We start from the raw sequence: 18,744 nt of genomic DNA on the forward strand, positions 1-18,744 counted from the left end.
CTTGTCGCTAGGACAGGGCGCCGATAACTTCACACCGTCGGGCATCGAAGCCCGCCGCGGACGCCTGTGCGCGTCCGTCTTACGAAAAGGAAAAGGTCAACGTGGACAATCTCGGAGTGGTCTTCCTCGCCGAAGTCGTGGGAACGGCCATGCTCGTGCTCCTCGGCTGCGGTGTCGTCGCCAACGTCGCGCTCGTGAAGAGCAAGGGTCTCAACGGCGGAACCCTCATGGTCAACATCGGCTGGGGCTTCGCGGTCTTCGCCGGTGTGATCGTCTCGTACAACTCGGGGGCGCACCTCAACCCCGCGGTCACCCTGGGCCTCGTCGCGAGCGGAGCGACCGAGTTCGGATCCGGCGTGCCCGTCAACATCGTCTCGATCCTCGTCTACATCCTCGCCCAGATGATCGGTGCGATCCTCGGTGCCGTCTTCTGCTGGCTCGCCTACAAGCAGCACTTCGACGAGGAGCCCGACGCGGCCAACAAGCTCGGCGTCTTCTCGACCGGCCCGGCGATCCGCTCGTACGGCTGGAACTTCGTCACCGAGGTCATCGGCACCTTCGTCCTCGTCTTCGTCGTCATCGGCTTCGGCGGCGGACGTCAGGGCGACGGCGGTCTGGCCGCGCTCGGCGCGCTGCCCGTCGCCATCCTGGTGATCGCGATCGGCGCCTCCCTCGGCGGCCCGACCGGCTACGCCATCAACCCCGCCCGCGACCTCGGCCCCCGCATCGCGCACGCTCTCCTGCCGATCAAGGGCAAGGGCTCGAGCGACTGGAGCTACGCCTGGGTGCCCGTCGCCGGCCCGATCGTCGGTGGAGTGCTCGCGGGCCTCGCCTCGCTCGTGCTGCTCCCGGTCCTCTAGACCGCCGCGCTTCCTTTCACCCCCGTTACGAAGGAGTAATCATTCATGGCTGACTACGTCATCGCTATCGACCAGGGGACCACGTCGTCCCGCGCGATCATCTTCGACAAGAAGGGATCGATCGTCTCCACCGGCCAGAAGGAGCACGAGCAGATCTTCCCGCGCGCCGGCTGGGTCGAGCACGACCCGATCGAGATCTGGAACAACGTCCGCGAGGTGATCGGCCAGGCTCTCTCCCGCGCCGACCTGACCCGCCACGACATCGCCTCCGTCGGCATCACCAACCAGCGCGAGACCGCTGTCGTCTGGGACAGGACGACCGGCAAGCCCGTCTACAACGCCATCGTCTGGCAGGACACCCGCACCCAGTCGATCGTCGACCGCCTCGCCGGCGACGAGAGCGCGGACCGCTTCAAGTCGATCGTGGGCCTCCCGCTCGCGACCTACTTCTCCGGCACCAAGATCGTCTGGATCCTCGAGAACGTCGAGGGTGCTCGCGAGAAGGCCGAGGCGGGCGACCTGATCTTCGGCACGACGGACACCTGGGTCCTCTGGAACCTGACCGGCGGCATCGACGGCGGCGTCCACAAGACCGACGTCACCAACGCCTCCCGCACCCTGTTCCTCGACCTCGAGACCCTCGAGTGGCGCGACGACATCCTCGAGGCCTTCGGGGTCCCGAAGTCGATGCTCCCCGAGGTCTGCTCCTCCTCCGAGGTCTACGGCCACGTCGAGTCCTCGTCGCTGCTGCGCGAGGTCCCGATCGCCGGCATCCTCGGCGACCAGCAGGCCGCGACCTTCGGCCAGGCGGCGTTCGACCCGGGCGAGGCGAAGAACACCTACGGCACCGGCAACTTCCTGATCTTCAACACGGGCACCGAGATCGTCCACTCGAAGAACGGTCTGCTCACCACCATCGGCTACAAGCTCGGCGACGGCGAGGTGCACTACGCGCTCGAGGGCTCGATCGCGGTCTCCGGCTCGCTGATCCAGTGGCTGCGCGACAACCTGGGCCTCATCGGCTCGGCCCCCGAGGTCGAGGCGCTGGCCGCCACGGTCGAGGACAACGGAGGCGCGTACTTCGTGCCCGCCTTCTCGGGTCTGTTCGCCCCCTACTGGCGCTCCGACGCACGCGGAGCCCTCGTCGGCCTCACCCGCTACGTCAACAAGGGCCACATCGCCCGCGCCGCGCTCGAGGCGACCGCCTTCCAGACCCGCGAGGTCCTGGACGCGGTCAACGCCGACTCCGGCGTCCCCCTGCAGGAGCTCAAGGTCGACGGCGGCATGATCGCCAACAACCTGCTCATGCAGTTCCAGGCCGACATCCTCGGCGTCCCGGTCGTCCGACCGGTCGTCGCGGAGACCACCGCGCTCGGAGCGGCCTACGCGGCCGGTCTCGCGGTCGGCTTCTGGGAGAACCTCGACGACCTGCGCCAGAACTGGCAGGAGGACTCGCGCTGGACCCCGCAGATGGACCAGGACGAGGCCGCCCGCCAGTACCGCCTCTGGAAGAAGGCCGTCACCAAGACCTTCGACTGGATCGACGAGGACGTGCAGTAGTTCCTTCCGCGGCAGTCCCTGCCTGCCGCGGCGCGGTCGGCTCATCGAGGTGGTCGCGTCTCGGGGAGCGGGTTCCGTCCGGCTAGGGGACGACGCTGACACGCGTCCTCCCCGTTCGCCTTGCGCAACGAGCGGATGGCGTGAGTCCGTTCACGTGAAGCGCCCTGTCCGACCCCCGGGTCGGGTGGGGCGCTTCGTCGTTCCGACGACGGCGCAACGGGTATCGCAACGGGGTGGTTCGGGGACACCCATGCTGGTCGAGTGGTCGCCGTTGACGGCTCATCGAGACCCGGCAATTCGGACCTGCATGCTGGTCGCGTAGTCGCTGCAGGCGGTTTATCGAGACCCGGACCGGGTGAGGCCTCAGCCCGCCGACAGCCCGAGCTGCGCGTCCAGCTCGTCCAGGGAAGCGATCCGGCGCACGCCCAGCTCGACCGCCTCGGGCGGCAGCACGCGGCCGTGCTCGGGACCGCCGACGCGGTCGAGCCAGACGCCGCGCAGGCCCGCAGCGGCCGCTCCGACGGCGTCGGTGCCGAGCCGGTCGCCGACGTAGAGGGCCTCCTCCGGAGAGACCCCGAACCGCTCGCAGGCGATCGCGAAGATCCGCGCGTCCGGCTTGGTGACGCCGACGTCGCCGGAGGCGACCACGTGCTCGAAGCGACCGGAGAGGCCCGTGCCCTCGATCTTCCCCCGCTGGAAGTCGAGCACGCCGTTGGTGATGACGCCGAGGCGGACTCCGGCGGCGTCGAGCCGGTCGAGGACGGGCAGCGCGTCGTCGTGGAGGGTCCAGGCGGCGACGTAGTGCTCGAGGTACCCGCGGAACCACGAGCTCGCCTCCTCGGGAGTCAGCCCGACTCCGGCCTCCGCGGCGAAGTCCGTGGCGCGCGCCCGGCGCTGGCCCTCGTAGTCGAGCTCGCCCGCGAGGTAGCGGTGGTAGTGCTCCTCCTCGAGCAGGTGCCAGCGGCGCTGCACGTCGGCCGGCTCGCCGGCGTAGGCGGCGCCGAGCGAGGCGGCGTACGCGACGATCCCCTCCCGCACAGCGCGGGCATGGGCGAAGAGGGTGTCGTCGAGGTCGAAGAGCGCGAGCCGCAGCACGGCCGCCTCAGCGGACGCGGCGGAGGAGGCCGACGGAGTCGTAGACGGCGGCGAGCGTGCGCTCCGCGGTCTCGGACGCGCGGTCGGCGGCGAGGGAGAGGACCCGGTCGAGCTCGGCCGGGTCGGCGAGCAGCTCCGCGGTCCGCGCTCGGATCGGGTCGAAGGTGGCGGCGACCACCTCGACGAGGCCCTTCTTGAGGTCCCCGTAGCCGCGGCCCGCGTACTCCTGCTCCAGCGACTCGACGGAGCGGTCGGCGAGGACCGAGTAGATCGTCAGCAGGTTCGAGACGCCGGGCTTCGCCGCCCGGTCGAAGCGCACCTCCGACTCGGTGTCCGTCACGGCGCGCATGATCTTCTTCGCGGTCGCCTTCGGCTCGTCGAGCACGCTGAGCAGGCCCGCATCCGACTCCGCCGACTTCGACATCTTGGCGCCCGGGTTCTGCAGGTCGAAGATCTTCGCGGTCTCGCGCACGATGTGGGGCTCCGGCACGGCGAAGGTCTCGCCGAAGCGCGAGTTGAAGCGCGCGGCGAGATCGCGGGTGAGCTCCAGGTGCTGGCGCTGGTCCTCGCCGACCGGCACCGCGTCCGTCTGGTACAGCAGGATGTCGGCCGCCATCAGGATCGGGTAGGTGAACAGGCCCACCGAGGCGGCCTCAGCGCCCTGCTTCGCCGACTTGTCCTTGAACTGCGTCATCCGGCTGGCCTCGCCGAAGCCGGTCAGGGTGTTGAGGACCCAGGCGAGCTCGGCGTGAGCGGGTACGTGGGACTGGATGAAGAGGGTCGAGCGCGTGGGGTCGATGCCCGCGGCGATGTACTGCGCGGCGGTCGCGCGGGTGCGCTCGCGGAGCTGCTGCGGGTCCTGCGGGACCGTGATCGCGTGCAGGTCGACGACGCAGAAGTAGGCGTCGAAGTCCTCCTGCATCGCGACCCACTGGGTCAGCGCGCCGATGTAGTTGCCGAGGTGCAGCGACCCGGAGGAGGGCTGCATGCCGGAGAAGATGACGGGCTTGGCGCCCGGGGTGCTGGGAGTCATGGGTGGCCTCGAGGGGTCGGTTCGCGGGGGAGAGGGTCAGAGCTCGTAGTCGACGACCACGGGGGAGTGGTCGGACCAGCGGGTGTCGTAGGAGGCGGCGCGGTCGACCTCGTAGCTGCGGGCGAGGTCGGCGAGCGCGGGCGTGGCGAGCTGGTAGTCGAGGCGCCAGCCGGTGTCGGTGTCGAAGGCCTGGCCGCGCTGCGACCACCACGTGTACGGTCCGGGCACCTCGCCCGCGAACCGGCGGCCGAGGTCGACCCAGCCCAGTCCGGCACCGGCGTTGTAGTCCGGGTCGCCCTCGGCGCCGACGAAGCGGTCGACGTAGGCGCGCTCCTCCGGGAGGAAGCCTGCCTTCTTGACGTTGCCCTTCCAGTTCTTGATGTCGAGCGTGCGGTGGCCGACGTTGAGGTCGCCCATCACCACGGCGAGCTCGCTGTGCGCCCGGATCTCGGGCAGGCGCGCTTCCATCGCGTCGAGGAAGCGGTACTTCTCGACCTGCTTGGGGGTGCCGACCTCGCCGGAGTGGACGTAGGTGGAGACGACGGTGAGCGAGCGGCCGCCGACCTCGTAGTCGGCCTCGAGCCAGCGTCCGGCCGAGTCGAAGTCGTCGGCGCCGAAGGTCACGCGGTGGATCGTGGCGCGCCTGCGCGAGGCGAGAGCGACTCCGGCGCGCCCCTTGGCGGTCGCCTCGTCGTGCAGCACGTCCCACTCGTCCCCGAGGAGCCCCGTGAGGTCGTCCGTGGAGGCGCGGACCTCCTGCAGGGCCAGGACGTCGACGTCGCGCGCGGCGAGCCAGTCGCCCATCCCCTTGCGGTAGGCGGCGCGGACGCCGTTCACGTTGACGGAGGCGATGCGGAGGGTGCTGCGAGTCACCGGAGCAGTCTATTCGGAGCCGCGGAGCGGGCCGCCCGGCCGCGCTCGCACCCCGGAACGCGGAAGCCGGCGGCCGCCTCGCGCGACTCCCTCGGAGAGGGGGAGGAGCGCGGAGGCGACCGCCGGCGGGACCGCTCAGGACGGTCGGTCGGAGGGGATCAGGCGGGGACGGCTTGCGCGGTGGCGGGCTCGGGCACCTCGGCGACCACTGGGGCGCGCTTGATGCTCTTCGCGATGATCACGCAGACGGCCGTGACGACCATGCCCACCAGGATGGCGACCAGGTAGAGGATCGGCTGCCCGACGAGCCCGGTGACCCAGACGCCGCCGTGCGGGGCGCGGAGGGTGGAGCCGAAGAGCGCGACGAGCGCACCCGTGACGGCCGAGCCGACCATGGCGGACGGGATCACGCGCAGCGGGTCGACCGCGGCGAACGGGATGGCCCCCTCCGAGATGAAGGACGCGCCCAGCAGGTAGGCGGCCTTGCCGTTCTGGCGCTCGGCGTCGGTGAACAGGCGCTTGCGGAGAGTCGTGGCCAGGGCCAGACCCAGCGGCGGGGTCATGCCGGCGGCCATGACGATCGCCATCACCTTGAACTGCACGGAGTTCGGGTCGCCGTCGGCGGGGACGGAGGCGAGGCCGGTGGTCGCGAAGGCGTAGGCCACCTTGTTGACCGGACCGCCCATGTCGAACGCCATCATGAGGCCGAGGATGATCCCCAGGATGATCAGGTTGCCGCCCGAGAGGCCCGAGAGCCAGGACGACAGGCCCTCGCTCAGTGCGCGGAGCGGCGCTCCGAGCACCACGAACATCAGGAAGCCGGTGATGAAGGTGGCGATCAGGGGGATGATCACGACGGGCATCAGCGACTTGAACGCCGCGGGGAGCTTGATCCGCGAGATGTAGAGGGCCGCGTAGCCGGCGATGAAGCCGGAGGCGAGGCCGCCCAGGAAGCCCGCGCCGACGGTGACCGCGACCGCGCCGCCGAGGAAGCCCGGCGCGATGCCGGGACGGTCGGCGATGCCGAAGGCGATGAAGCCCGAGAGCACCGGCACCAGGAACGCGAAGGTCGCGCTTCCGATGAGGAACATCACTCCGGCCCAGTCGGTGATGTTCGCGACGTTGAAGCCGTCGTCGATGATCTGCTGGGCCGTGAAGTCGACGATCCGGTAGCCGCCGAACAGGAACGACAGCGCGATCAGCAGACCGCCCGCCGCGACGAACGGGATCATGTAGGAGACGCCGGTCATCAGGTTCTGGCGGATGCGCGTGCCGACGCCGACCTTCTTCGGCGCGGCGGGGGCCGCGGCCGGAGTCGAGCGGGCGGGGGCGGACGCGGCGGAGCCGGAGCCGCGGAGGGCCAGAGCGCGGTCGAGGACCTCGTCCGGCTTGGACAGGGCCTCGGCGACGCCCACCTGGAGGATCGGCTTGCCGGCGAAGCGGTCCTTGCCGCGGACCTCGAGGTCGGCGGCGAGGATGACGACGTCCGCGGCGGCGATGTCGGCCGCGGTCATCTCGTCCGAGCCGGCCGCGCCCTGGGTCTCGACGTGGATCGGGTAGCCGCGCTTCTTCGCGGCCTGCTCGAGCGCCTCCGCCGCCATGTACGTGTGGGCGATGCCCGCGATGCAGCTGGTCACGGCGACGAAGCGCGGGCCGGAGGCGGGGCTCGCGGCGGGCGCGTCCTGCACCTTCGCGACGGCGCGGTCGATGACGTCGGCCGCCTTCGCGAGCGCCTCCGACGTGCCCACCTCGAGGGTGGGCTTCCCGGCGAAGCGCTCCTTGCCGCGGACCTCGAGGTCGGCGGCGAGGATCACGACGTCGGCGTCGGCGATGGTCCGGTCCGACATGGGATCGGACCCCGCGGCGCCCTGGGTCTCGACCTGGATCTCGTACCCCTTCTTCTTCGCGGCCTGCTCGAGGGCCTCGGCCGCCATGTAGGTGTGCGCGATGCCGGCGATGCAGCTCGTGACGGCGACGATCCTCATGAGACGACGACCTCTCGGGCGATGATGTCCGCGACCTCCTGGCCGCTGGCGGCGGCGCGGAGGGAACCGGTGAAGGACTCGTGGATCAGCTTGCGGGCGAGCTGGGCGAGGATCTTGAGGTGCGCCTGGTCGGCGCCGTCCGGAGCCGCGATCAGGAAGATCAGGTCGGCCGGGCCGTCGGGGGCGCCGAAGTCGACGCCCTGCTTCGCGATGCCGACCGCCACGCTGGGCGAGACGACGTGGGAGGAGCGGGCGTGGGGGATCCCGATGCCGCCGGGCATGCCGGTCGCCATCTGCGACTCGCGGTCGCGGACGTCGGCGAGGAAGCCGTCGAGGTCGGTGACGCGGCCGGCGTCGGCGAGCGTCTTCGCGAGCTGCGCGGTGGCCTCGTCCTTCGTGGCGGCGGTGAGGTCGACGATGACCGTCGACGCCTCGGTGAGAGCAGTCATGCGCTCAGTTCTCCAATCGGGAGGGTGGGGTCGGGGTTCTCGACGACGGAGACGTCGTCGAGGCGGAGGGAGTCGGGACCCGGGGCTTCGCTGCCCGGGAGCTGGACGGCGGCGGTACCCCACGCGACTGCTGTCGCGAGGCGCTCCGCCTCCGTGGCGTCGACGGCCGAGAGGTAGCCGGCGAGCGTGCTGTCGCCGGCGCCGACGGTGCTGAGGGGCACGACGGCGGGGGCGCCCGCCCACCACGACGCGTGCGCCGTGACGAGGAGGGCGCCGTGCTCTCCGAGGCTGACGAGCGCTCGCGCGTCGGGCAGCTGCAGGAGTTCACGGGCTCCGGCGACGACGTCTCCGACCGTCGTCAGGGAGCGGCCGAGGAGCTCCTCGAGCTCCTCGAGGTTGGGCTTCACCAGGGTGGCGGTGCCGGCCGCGATGATCGCGGTCAGGGGGGCTCCCGAGGTGTCGACGGCGAGGGGGACGCCGAAGTGCAGGGCGAGGCGGCCGAGGGCGGGGTAGAAGTCCGCTCCCAATCCCGGGGGGACGCTGCCGCAGGCGACGAGCCAGCGGGGCGAGGCCGAGACGTGCTCGCCGATCAGCTCGGAGAGGGCGTGAGCCTCCTCCTCCGTGACGGCGGGGCCGGGCTCGTTGATCTTGGTGGTGCGGCCCGTCCGGTCGTCGACCACGGTGATGTTGGTGCGGATCGGGTGGGCGATCGCCGCACTGGCCGAGCGGACTCCGGCGGCCCGGAGCATCGTGGACAGGTCGACGCCGGTGGAGGCGTCGGCCGGGTAGACCGCGGTCGCCTCGACGCCGTTGCGCGCGAGGGCACGGGCGACGTTGACGCCCTTGCCGGCCGGGTCGCGCCGCACGTCGTGCGCGCGGTTGACCTCGCCGACGGCGAAGCCGCTCGTGGAGAGGGTGACGTCGATGCTCGGGTTGGCGGTGACGGTGACGATCATGCGCGGACGACCTCCGGGCCGGCCGACTCGATGTCGTCGGCGAGCTCGTCGTCGACATCGGCGTCGGTGATGACGGTGTCGACCGCGGACAGCGGAGCGACGTGCCCGAAGTCCTGCCGGCCGAACTTCGAGTGGTCGGCGAGGACCACGACCCGGCGCGCGGAGGCGATGATCGCGGACTTGACGACGGCCTCGTCGAGATCGGGGGTGGTGAGCCCGCGCTCGAGGCTGAGGCCGTTCGTGCCGATGAAGGCGACGTCCACCGAGACCGTGGAGAGGGCCTGGGCGGCCCACGGCCCGACGGCGGCCTGCGTGACTCCGCGCAGGTGCCCGCCGATGAGGTGGAGGTCGATGTTGGGCCGGCCGACGAGCGCCATCGCGACGGGGAGGGAGTGGGTGACGACCGTCAGCCGGCGGTCCAGGGGGAGCAGCTCCGCCAGCCGCACCGTGGTGGTGCCGGCGTCGATGGCGATCGAGCCGCCGTCGGGCACCTCGGCGAGGGCCGCGGTGGCGATGCGGTCCTTCTCGCCGGCGAGGTGTCCCTCGCGGGCGGCGACCTCGGGCTCGATGCCCAGCCGCTCGACGGGGATGGCGCCGCCGTGCGCACGGCGCAGCAGGCCCCGCTTCTCGAGGCTGGTGAGATCGCGGCGGATCGTCTCCGGCGTCACGGCGAGGGAGAGGGCGAGGTCGCGGACCTCGACGCGCCCGTCGGTGCGGGCGCGGTCCAGGATCGCCTGGTGCCGCTCCGGTGCGTACATGTGGACTCCGTCGTCTCGCCGTGGGTGGTGCGCCGGATCCGCGGTGTCGTTTCCGACCTCGGATCTGCGTTTACCTCTTTTTAGACCCGTTCAGGAGGGAAGTCAACAGAAACGGACAGAATCGGCAGGCGGAATCGGGCGCGGCGACGCCGGGAAGACCGGGAAGCGGACCGCCGGGTCAGGCGGCGAGCTGCTCGAGCTCCTCCTCGAGCTGCGCGAGCTGGCGCTCCAGGCGCCGTCGTTTGAGGAGGGACGCCTCCGGCAGCGCGGCGCGAAGCCGCTCGCGCTCGGCCTCGGCGAGGGTGCGGCGGGCGGTGCGCAGCTGCTCCTCCCGCTCCTTCTCGCGCTCCTCCGGCGTGAGCTTGCGCGCCGAGATCCCGGCGTCGCTCATCCCGACGGAGATCCACGACGCGGCGATCAGGATCACCTGGCAGACGAGGTTGAACCAGATCAGCAGACCGATGAGGACCGCGAACGAGGCGAGCAGCGGATTGCGGGAGGCGCCGCCCAGCAGCTGCGTCCCGAGGACCTTGAGCGCGCCGAGAGCGATCCCGCCGAGCAGCGAGCCCGCCCAGAGGTTCTTCCAGGGGATCGAGATGCCCGAGAGGATGCGGAAGGAGCCGGCCAGGGTGCCCGTGTCCAGGGCGAGCATGATCAGCAGGCCGACCGCGCTGCCGGCGAGACGGGCCGGCATCGACTCGCTGCCGATCCCGAGGAAGCCGAACGCCACGTCCACCAGCGAGGTCGAGAACACGGAGAGACCGGCCGAGACCAGCAGCACCGCCCCGAAGACCAGGGCGAGCCCCGCGTCCTTGAGCTTGAGCAGGACGAAGAGGGTCGTGGGTCCGGGGAGCGAGAAGAGCAGCCGGACCGCCTGGCGCAGGCTCCCCAGGAAGTTGAGCGCCGTCCAGAGCAGGCCGGCGGCCGCGATCGCACCCGTCCAGCCGAGGATCGACGAGTCGAGCAGGTCGTCGACCGACACGAGGGCGTTCTTCCCGCCGATCAGGCCGGGGACGGAGCGGGTCACCAGGTCGAGGAGGGAGTCGCGCAGCACCGAGTCGTCGCGCACCCAGAAGCCGAAGACGGCGAAGAAGACGAAGAGCGCCGCGAAGACCGCGAACAGGGCCTGGAAGGCGAGTCCGGAGGCGAAGAGGGGCCCGCCGGTCTCGGAGTAGTGGAGCATCACCCGCACCGGCCGCGTCCGCATGACCCGCTCGAACAGGCCCGGGATCCCGCGGGGAGTGTCGGCCGCCTCGGTCATTCCTCCAGCGTACTGAGGCCTCGCGGCGCTCCCGTGCACGCGCCCGCCTGCACGCTGGAACGCGTCCGGCCCGCCGGATCCGAGGATCCCGGCGGGCCGGACGCGTTCGCGAGGGGGAGGATCAGGCGCGGCCGCGGATGACGGCCTGCTTCACCTCGGCGATCGCCTGCGTGATCTGGATGCCGCGCGGGCACGCCTCCGTGCAGTTGAAGGTCGTGCGGCAGCGCCACACGCCCTCCTTGTCGTTGAGGATGTCCAGGCGCGCTCCACCGGCGTCGTCGCGCGAGTCGAAGATGAAGCGGTGGGCGTTCACGATCGCCGCGGGGCCGAAGTACTGCCCGTCGGTCCAGAACACGGGGCAGGACGACGTGCACGCGGCGCAGAGGATGCACTTCGTGGTGTCGTCGAAGCGGGCGCGGTCGGCGACCGACTGCACGCGCTCCTTGCCCTTGGGCGCCGGGGTGTTGGCGACCAGGAACGGCTGCACCTCGCGGTAGGAGGCGAAGAACGGCTCCATGTCGACGACGAGGTCCTTCTCGAGGGGCAGTCCCTTGATCGCCTCGATGTAGATCGGCTGCGAGATGTCGAGATCCTTGATCAGCGTCTTGCAGGCCAGGCGGTTGCGGCCGTTGATCCGCATCGCGTCGGATCCGCAGATGCCGTGCGCGCACGAGCGGCGGAAGGTCAGCGATCCGTCCTGGTCCCACTTGATGCGGTGCAGGGCGTCGAGGACGCGGTCGGTCGAGTACATCTCGACGTCGAAGTCCTGCCAGCGCGGCTCGGCGTCCACCTCGGGGTCGAAGCGGCGGATGATGAACGTGACGGTGAACGCCTCCGGGGCCGCGGGGGCGGCGGGCGGCTGCTCGAGGGTAGCGGTCGACATGGCTAGTACTTCCTCTCCATCGGCTGGTACCGGGTGATCACGACGGGCTTCCAGTCGAGCCGGATGTGGTCACCGGCGTCGGAGGAGTGGGCGTCACCGGAGAGGTACGCCATCGTGTGCTGCATGTAGTTCTCGTCGTCGCGCTTCGGGAAGTCGTCGCGCATGTGGCCGCCGCGGCTCTCCTTGCGGTTGCGCGCCGAGTAGACGACGACCTCGGCGAGGTCGAGCAGGAAGCCCAGCTCGACGGCCTCGAGGAGGTCGGTGTTGAAGCGCTTGCCCTTGTCCTGCACCGAGATGTTGCGGAACCGGTCGCGCAGGCGCTGGATGGTCCCGGTGACGGCCTCGAGGGACTCGTCGGTGCGGAACACCTGGGCGTTCTTGTCCATCTCGTCCTGCAGCTCCTTGCGGATCGAGGCGATCCGCTCGGTGCCGGTCGCGGAGCGGAGCGAGGCGAGCATGTCGCGGATCGCGCCGGCCGGGTCGGCGGGCAGGGGGGTGAAGTCGACCGTCTTGGCGTAGTCGGCGGCGTTGTTGCCGCTGCGCTTGCCGAAGACGTTGATGTCGAGGAGGGAGTTGGTGCCGAGGCGGTTGGAGCCGTGCACCGAGACGCACGCGCACTCGCCGGCGGCGTAGAGGCCGGGGACGACGGTCGTGTTGTCCGAGAGCACCTCGGCCTTGACGTTGGTCGGGATGCCGCCCATCGCGTAATGCGCGGTCGGCATGACGGGGACCGGCTCGACGACGGGGTCGACGCCCAGGTAGGTGCGGGCGAACTCGGTGATGTCGGGGAGCTTGGTCTCGAGGACCTCGGCGCCCAGGTGGGTGCAGTCCAGCAGCACGTAGTCCTTGTGCGGTCCGGCGCCGCGGCCCTCCGCCACCTCCTGGACCATGCAGCGGGCGACGATGTCGCGCGGCGCGAGGTCCTTGATGGTGGGGGCGTAGCGCTCCATGAAGCGCTCGCCCGAGGCGTTGCGGAGGATCGCACCCTCTCCTCGCGCCCCCTCGGTGAGGAGGATGCCGAGGCCGGCGAGGCCGGTCGGGTGGAACTGGAAGAACTCCATGTCCTCCAGGGGGAGGCCTTTGCGCCAGATGATGCCGACGCCGTCGCCGGTGAGGGTGTGCGCGTTGGAGGTGGTCTTGTAGATCTTGCCGAAGCCGCCGGTCGCGAAGATGATCGCCTTCGCCTGGAAGACGTGCAGCTCGCCCGTGGCCAGCTCGTAGGCGACGACGCCGGAGGGCTTGGCCACTCCGTCGACCTCGGTCATCACCAGGTCGAGGACGTAGAACTCGTTGTAGAAGTTGATGCCGAGCCGGACGCAGTTCTGGAACAGCGTCTGCAGGATCATGTGGCCGGTGCGGTCGGCCGCGTAGCAGGCGCGGCGGACGGGCGCCTTGCCGTGGTCGCGGGTGTGGCCGCCGAAGCGGCGCTGGTCGATCTTGCCCTCCTCGGTGCGGTTGAAGGGCAGGCCCATGTTCTCGAGGTCGATGACCGCGTCGATGGCCTCCTTCGCGAGGATCTCGGCCGCGTCCTGGTCGACGAGGTAGTCGCCGCCCTTGACGGTGTCGAAGGTGTGCCACTCCCAGCTGTCCTCCTCGACGTTCGCGAGGGCGGCGGCCATGCCGCCCTGCGCCGCTCCGGTGTGGGAGCGGGTCGGGTACAGCTTCGAGATCACGGCCGTCTTCGCCTTCGGGCCGGCCTCGATGGCCGCGCGCATCCCGGCACCGCCGGCGCCGACGATGACGACGTCGAACTGGTGGTAGTGGACGCCGTCGGGTCCGACGGTCTGCGCGAAGGCGCTCTGGTCGGCGCCGGTGTGGGAGTGGCCTGGTGTGCTCACGGGGTGGGTGCTCCGTCGTACGGGGATGGGAGGGGGAGGTGCCGGGACGCGGTGCCGCGGACCGGGAGGGGCGCGGGCCCCTCTCCGATCCGCGGCACCGTGGTCACGCTGCGCAGAAGGAGGGCAGCAGGTCCGCGGCGGTGCCGGCGGGGCACGGGTCGAACGCGAAGACGACCCAGGTGCCGAGCGCGATCAGCGCGACGACGGCGACGAGGATGCCGCCCTTGAAGGCCTTGGCCAGCAGGGGCGAGGTCGCGTAGTCGTTGACCAGCGTGCGCATGCCGTTGCCGCCGTGGATCAGCGCGAGCCACAGCATGAGGACGTCCCACCACTGCCAGAACGGGTTCGCCAGCTTGCCGCCGACGAAGCCGAAGTCGATGGCCTTGATGCCGTCGCCCAGCAGCAGGTTGTAGATGAGGTGCCCGAAGATCAGGACGATCAGCACGACGCCGGAGGCGCGCATGTAGATCCAGCCCCACTTCTCCCAGTTGGTGCCGGAGGAGCGGGTCGGGGTGTGCGGGGTCCGCGGTGCGGCGACGGTGCTCAATGCGCACCCCCCTCGCTGAAGACGTTGATCAGGTGGCGCGGCGCGAAGCCGAGCATCAGCACGACCCAGAGGCCCATGACGACCCAGAAGAGGACGCGCTGGTTGCGGGTCGCCCAGCTCCAGAAGTCGACCAGGATGATCCGCAGGCCGTTCAGCGCGTGGAACGCGATGGCGCCCACGAGCCCGGTCTCGCCGAGTCCCATGATCGGGTTCTTGTACGTGCCGATGACCGCGTTGTACGCCTCGGGGCTCACGGCGATGAGAGCGGAGTCGAGGACGTGGACGAGGAGGAAGAAGAAGATGGCGACACCGGTGATCCGGTGGAGCACCCATGACCACATGCCTTCGCGACCGCGGTACAGGGTGCCGGCCGGACGCCGGATCTTCCCCTGCTTCCGGGGTGCGAGGGTTTGAGCAGCTTGAACTGACACGAACAACCCTCCCTGGTTGTGCTCCGACGGCCTGACCTGTTCCCACGTCGCGTGGACGGGGACGGGGCGGGGAGCGACGAGAAACTCGCCCTCCGATTCTAAGCGCGCTCGCAGGCGGGCGCGGCTTAGGCGAGCCTTAGCTGCGGGGCAGGGCGAGGGCGGGCGCCCCCGCGGTCGCGTAGTGCGCGAGGAGCTCGTCGGTGAGCGCGCTCCAGGTGCGGTGGAGCACGCGGCGGCGGCCCGCCTCGCCGAGCCGGGCGCGCAGTGCGGGATCTCGGACCAGGCGCTCCACCTGCCGGCGCAGGTCCGAGTCGCTCTCGGGCGCGTAGAGCAGGCCGTCCACGCCGTGCTCGATGAGGTCGGTGGGGCCGCCCGCGTGCGGCGCGACCACGGCGGTGCCGGACGCCTGCGCCTCCTGGACCGTCTGGCCGAACGTCTCCTCCGTGCCGGTGTGCACGAAGACGTCGAGCGCGGCGAAGACCGCCGGCAGCCGGTCGCCGTCGAGCCGGCCGAGCATCCGCGCCGCCGTGCCGAGGGCGGCGGCGACCCGGGCGGAGGAGGGGCCGTAGCCGCCCACGACCAGCTCCGCGTGCGGGAGGGAGGCGAGTGCCGCCATCCGCTCCACCCTCTTCTCGGGGGAGAGGCGCCCGATGTAGCCGACGAGCGCGTCATCGGCGCCGAGTCCGGCTCGGACGGCCTGCGCGTAGGGGGAGGAGCGGCGGCGCGGGTGGAAGCGCTCGCTCTGCACGCCGCGGCCCCACAGCGCGGTGCGCTCGATGCCGGCGGCGGCGAGGTCGTCGAGGGCGCTGGTGGAGGGGGCGAGGGTCAGGTCCGCCCCGGCGTGGATCTGGCGGATCACCCGCCAGGCGAGGGCGCGGGCGCCGCGGATGCCGTAGCGGGCCGCGAATCGCGCGACGTCCGTCTGGTAGATCGCGACACTCGGCACCCCGAGCCGGCCGGCCGAGGCGATGGCGCGGGCGCCGAGGAGGAAGGGTGAGGCGACGTGCACCACGTCGGGCTCGAAGTCGGCCAGCTCCCGGGTGAGGGCGAGCGTGGGGATTCCGACCGGGAAGTCGCGGTAGGCGATCGCCGGGTGCTCCACGACGCGGTGGCCCGCGTAGTGGCCCGGCGCCCCCGCGGCCGGGCAGACGACGAGCGCCTCGATCCCGCGCTCCGCGAACTCGTCGAGCACCCGCAGGACGCTCGTGGTCACGCCGTTCAACGACGGCAGGAAGCTCTCGGTGACGACCGCGACTCTCACGCCCCGGACGCTACGGCGGCGGGATGAACGGCGGCGCGCGCCCGGGTGAACGGACGGTCGCGCTCGGGCTCCCTTGTATCCTGCGGACATGACATCACCTGAGACCGATGGCCGCGCCCCGCTCGACCGCTTCTACAGCGTGATCCCCGCCGGCGGGATCGGCTCGAGGCTGTGGCCGCTCTCCCGGGCCGACGCCCCGAAGTTCCTGCACGATCTGACGGGGTCGGGACAGACCCTCCTCCGCGACACCTGGGACCGCCTCGCGCCCATCTCGGGCGCCGACCGGATCATGGTCGTGACCGGCCGCGCGCACCGCGCCGCCGTCGAGGAGCAGCTCGAGAGCCTCGAGGACCTCAACGTCGTCCTCGAGAGCGAGCCGCGCGACTCGTCCGCCGCGATCGGCCTGGCCGCCGCCATCCTCGAGCGCCGCCAGCCCGGCGTGATCATCGGCTCGTTCGCCGCCGACCACGTCATCAGCGGTCAGCAGCTGTTCCACGACGCGGTCGCCGAGGCCGTCGTCGCGGCGGACGCGGGCTACATCGCGACCATCGGCATCACGCCGACCGAGCCTGCCGTGGGCTTCGGCTACATCCGCACGGGGAAGCACCTCGGGATCGACGGGGCGACGCACACGCTCGCCGTCGACTCCTTCGTCGAGAAGCCCGACGCCGACACCGCGCGCGCCTACCTCTCCAGCGGTCAGTACCTCTGGAACGCGGGCATGTTCATCGCCCGCGCCGACCGCCTCCTCGAGGAGCTCGGCCGCGCCAAGCCGAAGCTGCTCGCCGGACTGCTCGAGCTCGCCGCCGCGTGGGACACCCCGGAGCGCGGCGCGGTCGTCGACCGCATCTGGCCGGGCCTGGAGAAGATCGCGATCGACTACTCCGTCGCCGAGCCGGCCGCGGCCGCGGGCAAGCTGGCCGTCGTGCCCGGCCACTTCTCCTGGGACGACGTGGGCGACTTCGCCTCGATCGCGAAGCTGCACTCGAGCGGACTCCGCTCGGACCTCGCCATCCTCGGCGAGGACGCGCGTGTTCTGGCCGACTCCGCGACGGGCATCGTCGTCAGCGGCGGCAACCGCACCATCGCCCTCATTGGAGTGAAGGACATCGTCGTCGTGGACACCCCCGACGCACTCCTGGTGACCACGACCGAGAACGCCCAGAAGGTCAAGGGCGTCGTCGACGCCCTGCGCCTCTCCGGCCGCACGGACGTCCTCTAGCCCTCCGTCCCACCCGTCGAAGCGCGGCCCTCCCCTCGGAGGCGCCGCGCTTCGCCGTTCCGCCCCTCGCCTCTTGCGCGTGCGGAGGTCCCGATCCGCCGTTCGCGCGGCCACTCGACCACCCTCGATGAGGGCCTCGGCCGTCGCCCTGGGTGCTGGTGGCTGGGTCTCGATCCGCCGCTTCCGCGGCAACTCGACCACCATGGAGGAGCATCGCGTCGAGCCCGACCGCGCGCAGCGCGGAGCTCCTCCGAACGCCTTCGACATCCGGCAGCAGGGGAGAGGGCCGCGAGCCGGAATCGCGTGCCAAGCGATTCAGGCCAGCCCGACGCGACTCGCTCTGCGGAACGCACCCGTCGCGAAGCCGACCGCGCCGAGCCGCCCCGCGGCTCGGAATCGAGCACAGCGACCGCGCCGAGCCGCTCCGCGGCTCGGAATCGAGCACAGCCGACCGCCCCGCGACACGCTCCGCATGTCGCGAAGATCAACACTGTGTAACTCTTCCTGACCACCACCGTCCGGGCGGCTGAGCGGCTTGTCACATTGGGTAACGTGTGGGGATCGACGCCCTGCTGCGCTCGTCGCGCGGGGCCGCATTCCTGGAGGACGACATCTTGACTATCACCTCGCGTAAGGCCGCGTTCGGCGGTCTCGCCGCCCTCGGCGTCACCGCGCTTCTCGCCGGTTGCGCCTCCGCCCCCGAGGAGAGCGGCTCCAGCGCCGCCGCCGGTGGCGACTTCCTGCCCTGCATGGTCTCCGACGCGGGCGGGTTCGACGACAAGTCGTTCAACGAGCTCGGCTACAACGGCCTCGTGAAGGCCTCGGAGGACCTCGGCGTCACGCCGAAGACCGTCACCTCGGAGTCCGAGACGGACTACGCCCCGAACCTGACCAGCCTCGTCGACCAGGGCTGCAACCTGATCATCACCGTCGGCTTCGCGCTGGCCGAGGCCACGTCGGCCGCGGCCGAGGCGAACACGGACATCGACTTCGCGATCATCGACGACGCGTCGATCGACCTGCCGAACGTCAAGCCGATCACCTTCGACACCTCGCAGGCGGCGTTCCTCGCCGGCTACACGGCCGCGTCGTACTCCAAGACCGGCGTCGTCGGCACCTACGGCGGCCAGCAGTTCCCGACCGTCACGATCTTCATGGACGGCTACGCCGACGGCGTGAAGTACTACAACGAGCAGAAGGGGAAGGACGTCAAGGTCGTCGGCTGGGACGTCGACGCGCAGACCGGCTCCTTCACCGGCGGCTTCGCGGCGGGCGTCGAGGCCAAGTCGGCCGCGCAGTCGCTGATCGACCAGAACGCGGACGTCATCCTCCCCGTCGGCGGTCCGATCTTCCAGTCGGCGATCGAGGCGATCCGCGACTCCGGCAAGGACATCGCGATGGTCGGCGTGGACGCGGACCTGTACGAGACCTACCCCGACGGCGCCGACCTGTACCTGACCTCGATCCTCAAGGGCATCGAGGCCGGCACGACCGACGTCACCAGCTCCGCCGGAGCCGACGACTTCGACCCCACTCCCTTCGTGGGCACCCTCGAGAACGACGGAGTCGGCATCGCGCCGTTCCACGACTTCGAGTCGAAGGTCTCGGGCGACCTGCAGGGCGAGCTCGACACCATCAAGGCGGGCATCATCGACGGCTCCATCACCGTCACCTCCCCGTCCGCTCCCGCGGCGTCCTAGCCGCTTCCTCGAAGAGGCCGGCGGGCCCGAGC

Annotated in this window: 17 protein-coding genes; 4 read left to right on the forward strand and 13 right to left on the reverse strand. The window is 71.0% G+C overall.

Going from position 1 to position 18,744, the window contains the following annotated elements; translation table 11 throughout:
• The first annotated feature begins 149 nt into the window (after window positions 1–149).
• Both C5C35_RS12095 and glpK read left to right on the forward strand, forming a co-directional pair.
• Window positions 150–860, forward strand: coding sequence for an MIP/aquaporin family protein (locus tag C5C35_RS12095; protein ID WP_374952909.1), 711 nt, complete (start codon window positions 150–152; stop codon window positions 858–860).
• 45 nt (window positions 861–905) lie between these two features.
• The gene (gene glpK / locus C5C35_RS12100) at window positions 906–2,420 is read left to right on the forward strand and encodes a glycerol kinase GlpK (RefSeq protein ID WP_104263195.1); all 1,515 of its coding nucleotides are present in this window, start codon (window positions 906–908) and stop codon (window positions 2,418–2,420) included.
• A 363-nt stretch (window positions 2,421–2,783) separates the two neighbouring features.
• Here glpK and C5C35_RS12105 read toward each other — a convergent pair whose 3' ends face one another.
• The 13 genes from C5C35_RS12105 to C5C35_RS12170 all read right to left on the reverse strand — a co-directional run bounded on the left by C5C35_RS12105 (window position 2,784) and on the right by C5C35_RS12170 (window position 15,790).
• Window positions 2,784–3,515 carry an HAD family hydrolase gene (locus C5C35_RS12105; protein ID WP_104263196.1) on the reverse strand — a complete coding sequence of 244 codons (732 nt, stop codon included), beginning with the start codon at window positions 3,513–3,515 and terminating at the stop codon, window positions 2,784–2,786.
• 7 nt (window positions 3,516–3,522) lie between these two features.
• On the reverse strand, window positions 3,523–4,548 hold the full coding sequence (gene trpS / locus C5C35_RS12110; RefSeq protein ID WP_104246695.1) for a tryptophan--tRNA ligase: 1,026 nt from the start codon (window positions 4,546–4,548) through the stop codon (window positions 3,523–3,525).
• 36 nt (window positions 4,549–4,584) lie between these two features.
• Complete coding sequence (locus C5C35_RS12115; protein WP_104263197.1) at window positions 4,585–5,421, reverse strand: exodeoxyribonuclease III; 837 nt, start codon at window positions 5,419–5,421, stop codon at window positions 4,585–4,587.
• A 158-nt stretch (window positions 5,422–5,579) separates the two neighbouring features.
• Window positions 5,580–7,406, reverse strand: a complete 1,827-nt coding sequence (locus C5C35_RS12120; protein ID WP_104232839.1) for a PTS fructose-like transporter subunit IIB — start codon at window positions 7,404–7,406, stop codon at window positions 5,580–5,582.
• The gene (locus C5C35_RS12130; protein WP_097166616.1) at window positions 7,403–7,855 is read right to left on the reverse strand and encodes a PTS sugar transporter subunit IIA; all 453 of its coding nucleotides are present in this window, start codon (window positions 7,853–7,855) and stop codon (window positions 7,403–7,405) included. The genes C5C35_RS12120 and C5C35_RS12130 overlap by 4 nt, the downstream gene beginning before the upstream one ends.
• Window positions 7,852–8,811 (reverse strand): 1-phosphofructokinase family hexose kinase, encoded by a 960-nt coding sequence (locus tag C5C35_RS12135; RefSeq protein ID WP_104226424.1) that lies wholly within the window; start codon window positions 8,809–8,811, stop codon window positions 7,852–7,854. Before C5C35_RS12135 ends, C5C35_RS12130 begins: the two co-directional genes overlap by 4 nt.
• Window positions 8,808–9,569 carry a DeoR/GlpR family DNA-binding transcription regulator gene (locus tag C5C35_RS12140; RefSeq protein WP_104226423.1) on the reverse strand — a complete coding sequence of 254 codons (762 nt, stop codon included), beginning with the start codon at window positions 9,567–9,569 and terminating at the stop codon, window positions 8,808–8,810. Before C5C35_RS12140 ends, C5C35_RS12135 begins: the two co-directional genes overlap by 4 nt.
• Before the next feature lie 178 nt (window positions 9,570–9,747).
• The gene (locus tag C5C35_RS12145) at window positions 9,748–10,830 is read right to left on the reverse strand and encodes a YhjD/YihY/BrkB family envelope integrity protein (RefSeq protein WP_104223189.1); all 1,083 of its coding nucleotides are present in this window, start codon (window positions 10,828–10,830) and stop codon (window positions 9,748–9,750) included.
• A 121-nt stretch (window positions 10,831–10,951) separates the two neighbouring features.
• Window positions 10,952–11,713 (reverse strand): succinate dehydrogenase iron-sulfur subunit, encoded by a 762-nt coding sequence (locus tag C5C35_RS12150; RefSeq protein WP_068254543.1) that lies wholly within the window; start codon window positions 11,711–11,713, stop codon window positions 10,952–10,954.
• A gap of 2 nt (window positions 11,714–11,715) precedes the next feature.
• Window positions 11,716–13,452 carry a succinate dehydrogenase flavoprotein subunit gene (gene sdhA, locus C5C35_RS12155; protein WP_104232891.1) on the reverse strand — a complete coding sequence of 579 codons (1,737 nt, stop codon included), beginning with the start codon at window positions 13,450–13,452 and terminating at the stop codon, window positions 11,716–11,718.
• Window positions 13,453–13,654: 202 nt separating this feature from the next.
• A complete protein-coding gene (locus C5C35_RS12160; RefSeq protein ID WP_104223187.1) occupies window positions 13,655–14,098 on the reverse strand; it encodes a succinate dehydrogenase hydrophobic membrane anchor subunit in 444 nt (147 codons plus the stop codon).
• Window positions 14,095–14,481, reverse strand: a complete 387-nt coding sequence (gene sdhC / locus C5C35_RS12165; protein ID WP_258059417.1) for a succinate dehydrogenase, cytochrome b556 subunit — start codon at window positions 14,479–14,481, stop codon at window positions 14,095–14,097. Before sdhC ends, C5C35_RS12160 begins: the two co-directional genes overlap by 4 nt.
• Before the next feature lie 184 nt (window positions 14,482–14,665).
• Window positions 14,666–15,790: a glycosyltransferase family 1 protein gene (locus C5C35_RS12170; protein WP_104263198.1), complete on the reverse strand. Its 1,125-nt coding sequence runs from the start codon at window positions 15,788–15,790 to the stop codon at window positions 14,666–14,668.
• 88 nt (window positions 15,791–15,878) lie between these two features.
• On the opposite strand from C5C35_RS12170, the gene C5C35_RS12175 reads away from it, so the two are divergent.
• Together C5C35_RS12175 and C5C35_RS12180 are read left to right on the forward strand one after the other, a co-directional pair.
• Window positions 15,879–17,012, forward strand: coding sequence for a mannose-1-phosphate guanylyltransferase (locus tag C5C35_RS12175; RefSeq protein WP_104223184.1), 1,134 nt, complete (start codon window positions 15,879–15,881; stop codon window positions 17,010–17,012).
• Window positions 17,013–17,626: 614 nt separating this feature from the next.
• Window positions 17,627–18,712, forward strand: a complete 1,086-nt coding sequence (locus tag C5C35_RS12180; RefSeq protein ID WP_104232890.1) for a BMP family protein — start codon at window positions 17,627–17,629, stop codon at window positions 18,710–18,712.
• Window positions 18,713–18,744 lie beyond the last annotated feature (32 nt).

Source organism: Rathayibacter sp. AY1F8, assembly GCF_002932165.1.
GTDB lineage: Bacteria > Actinomycetota > Actinomycetes > Actinomycetales > Microbacteriaceae > Rathayibacter.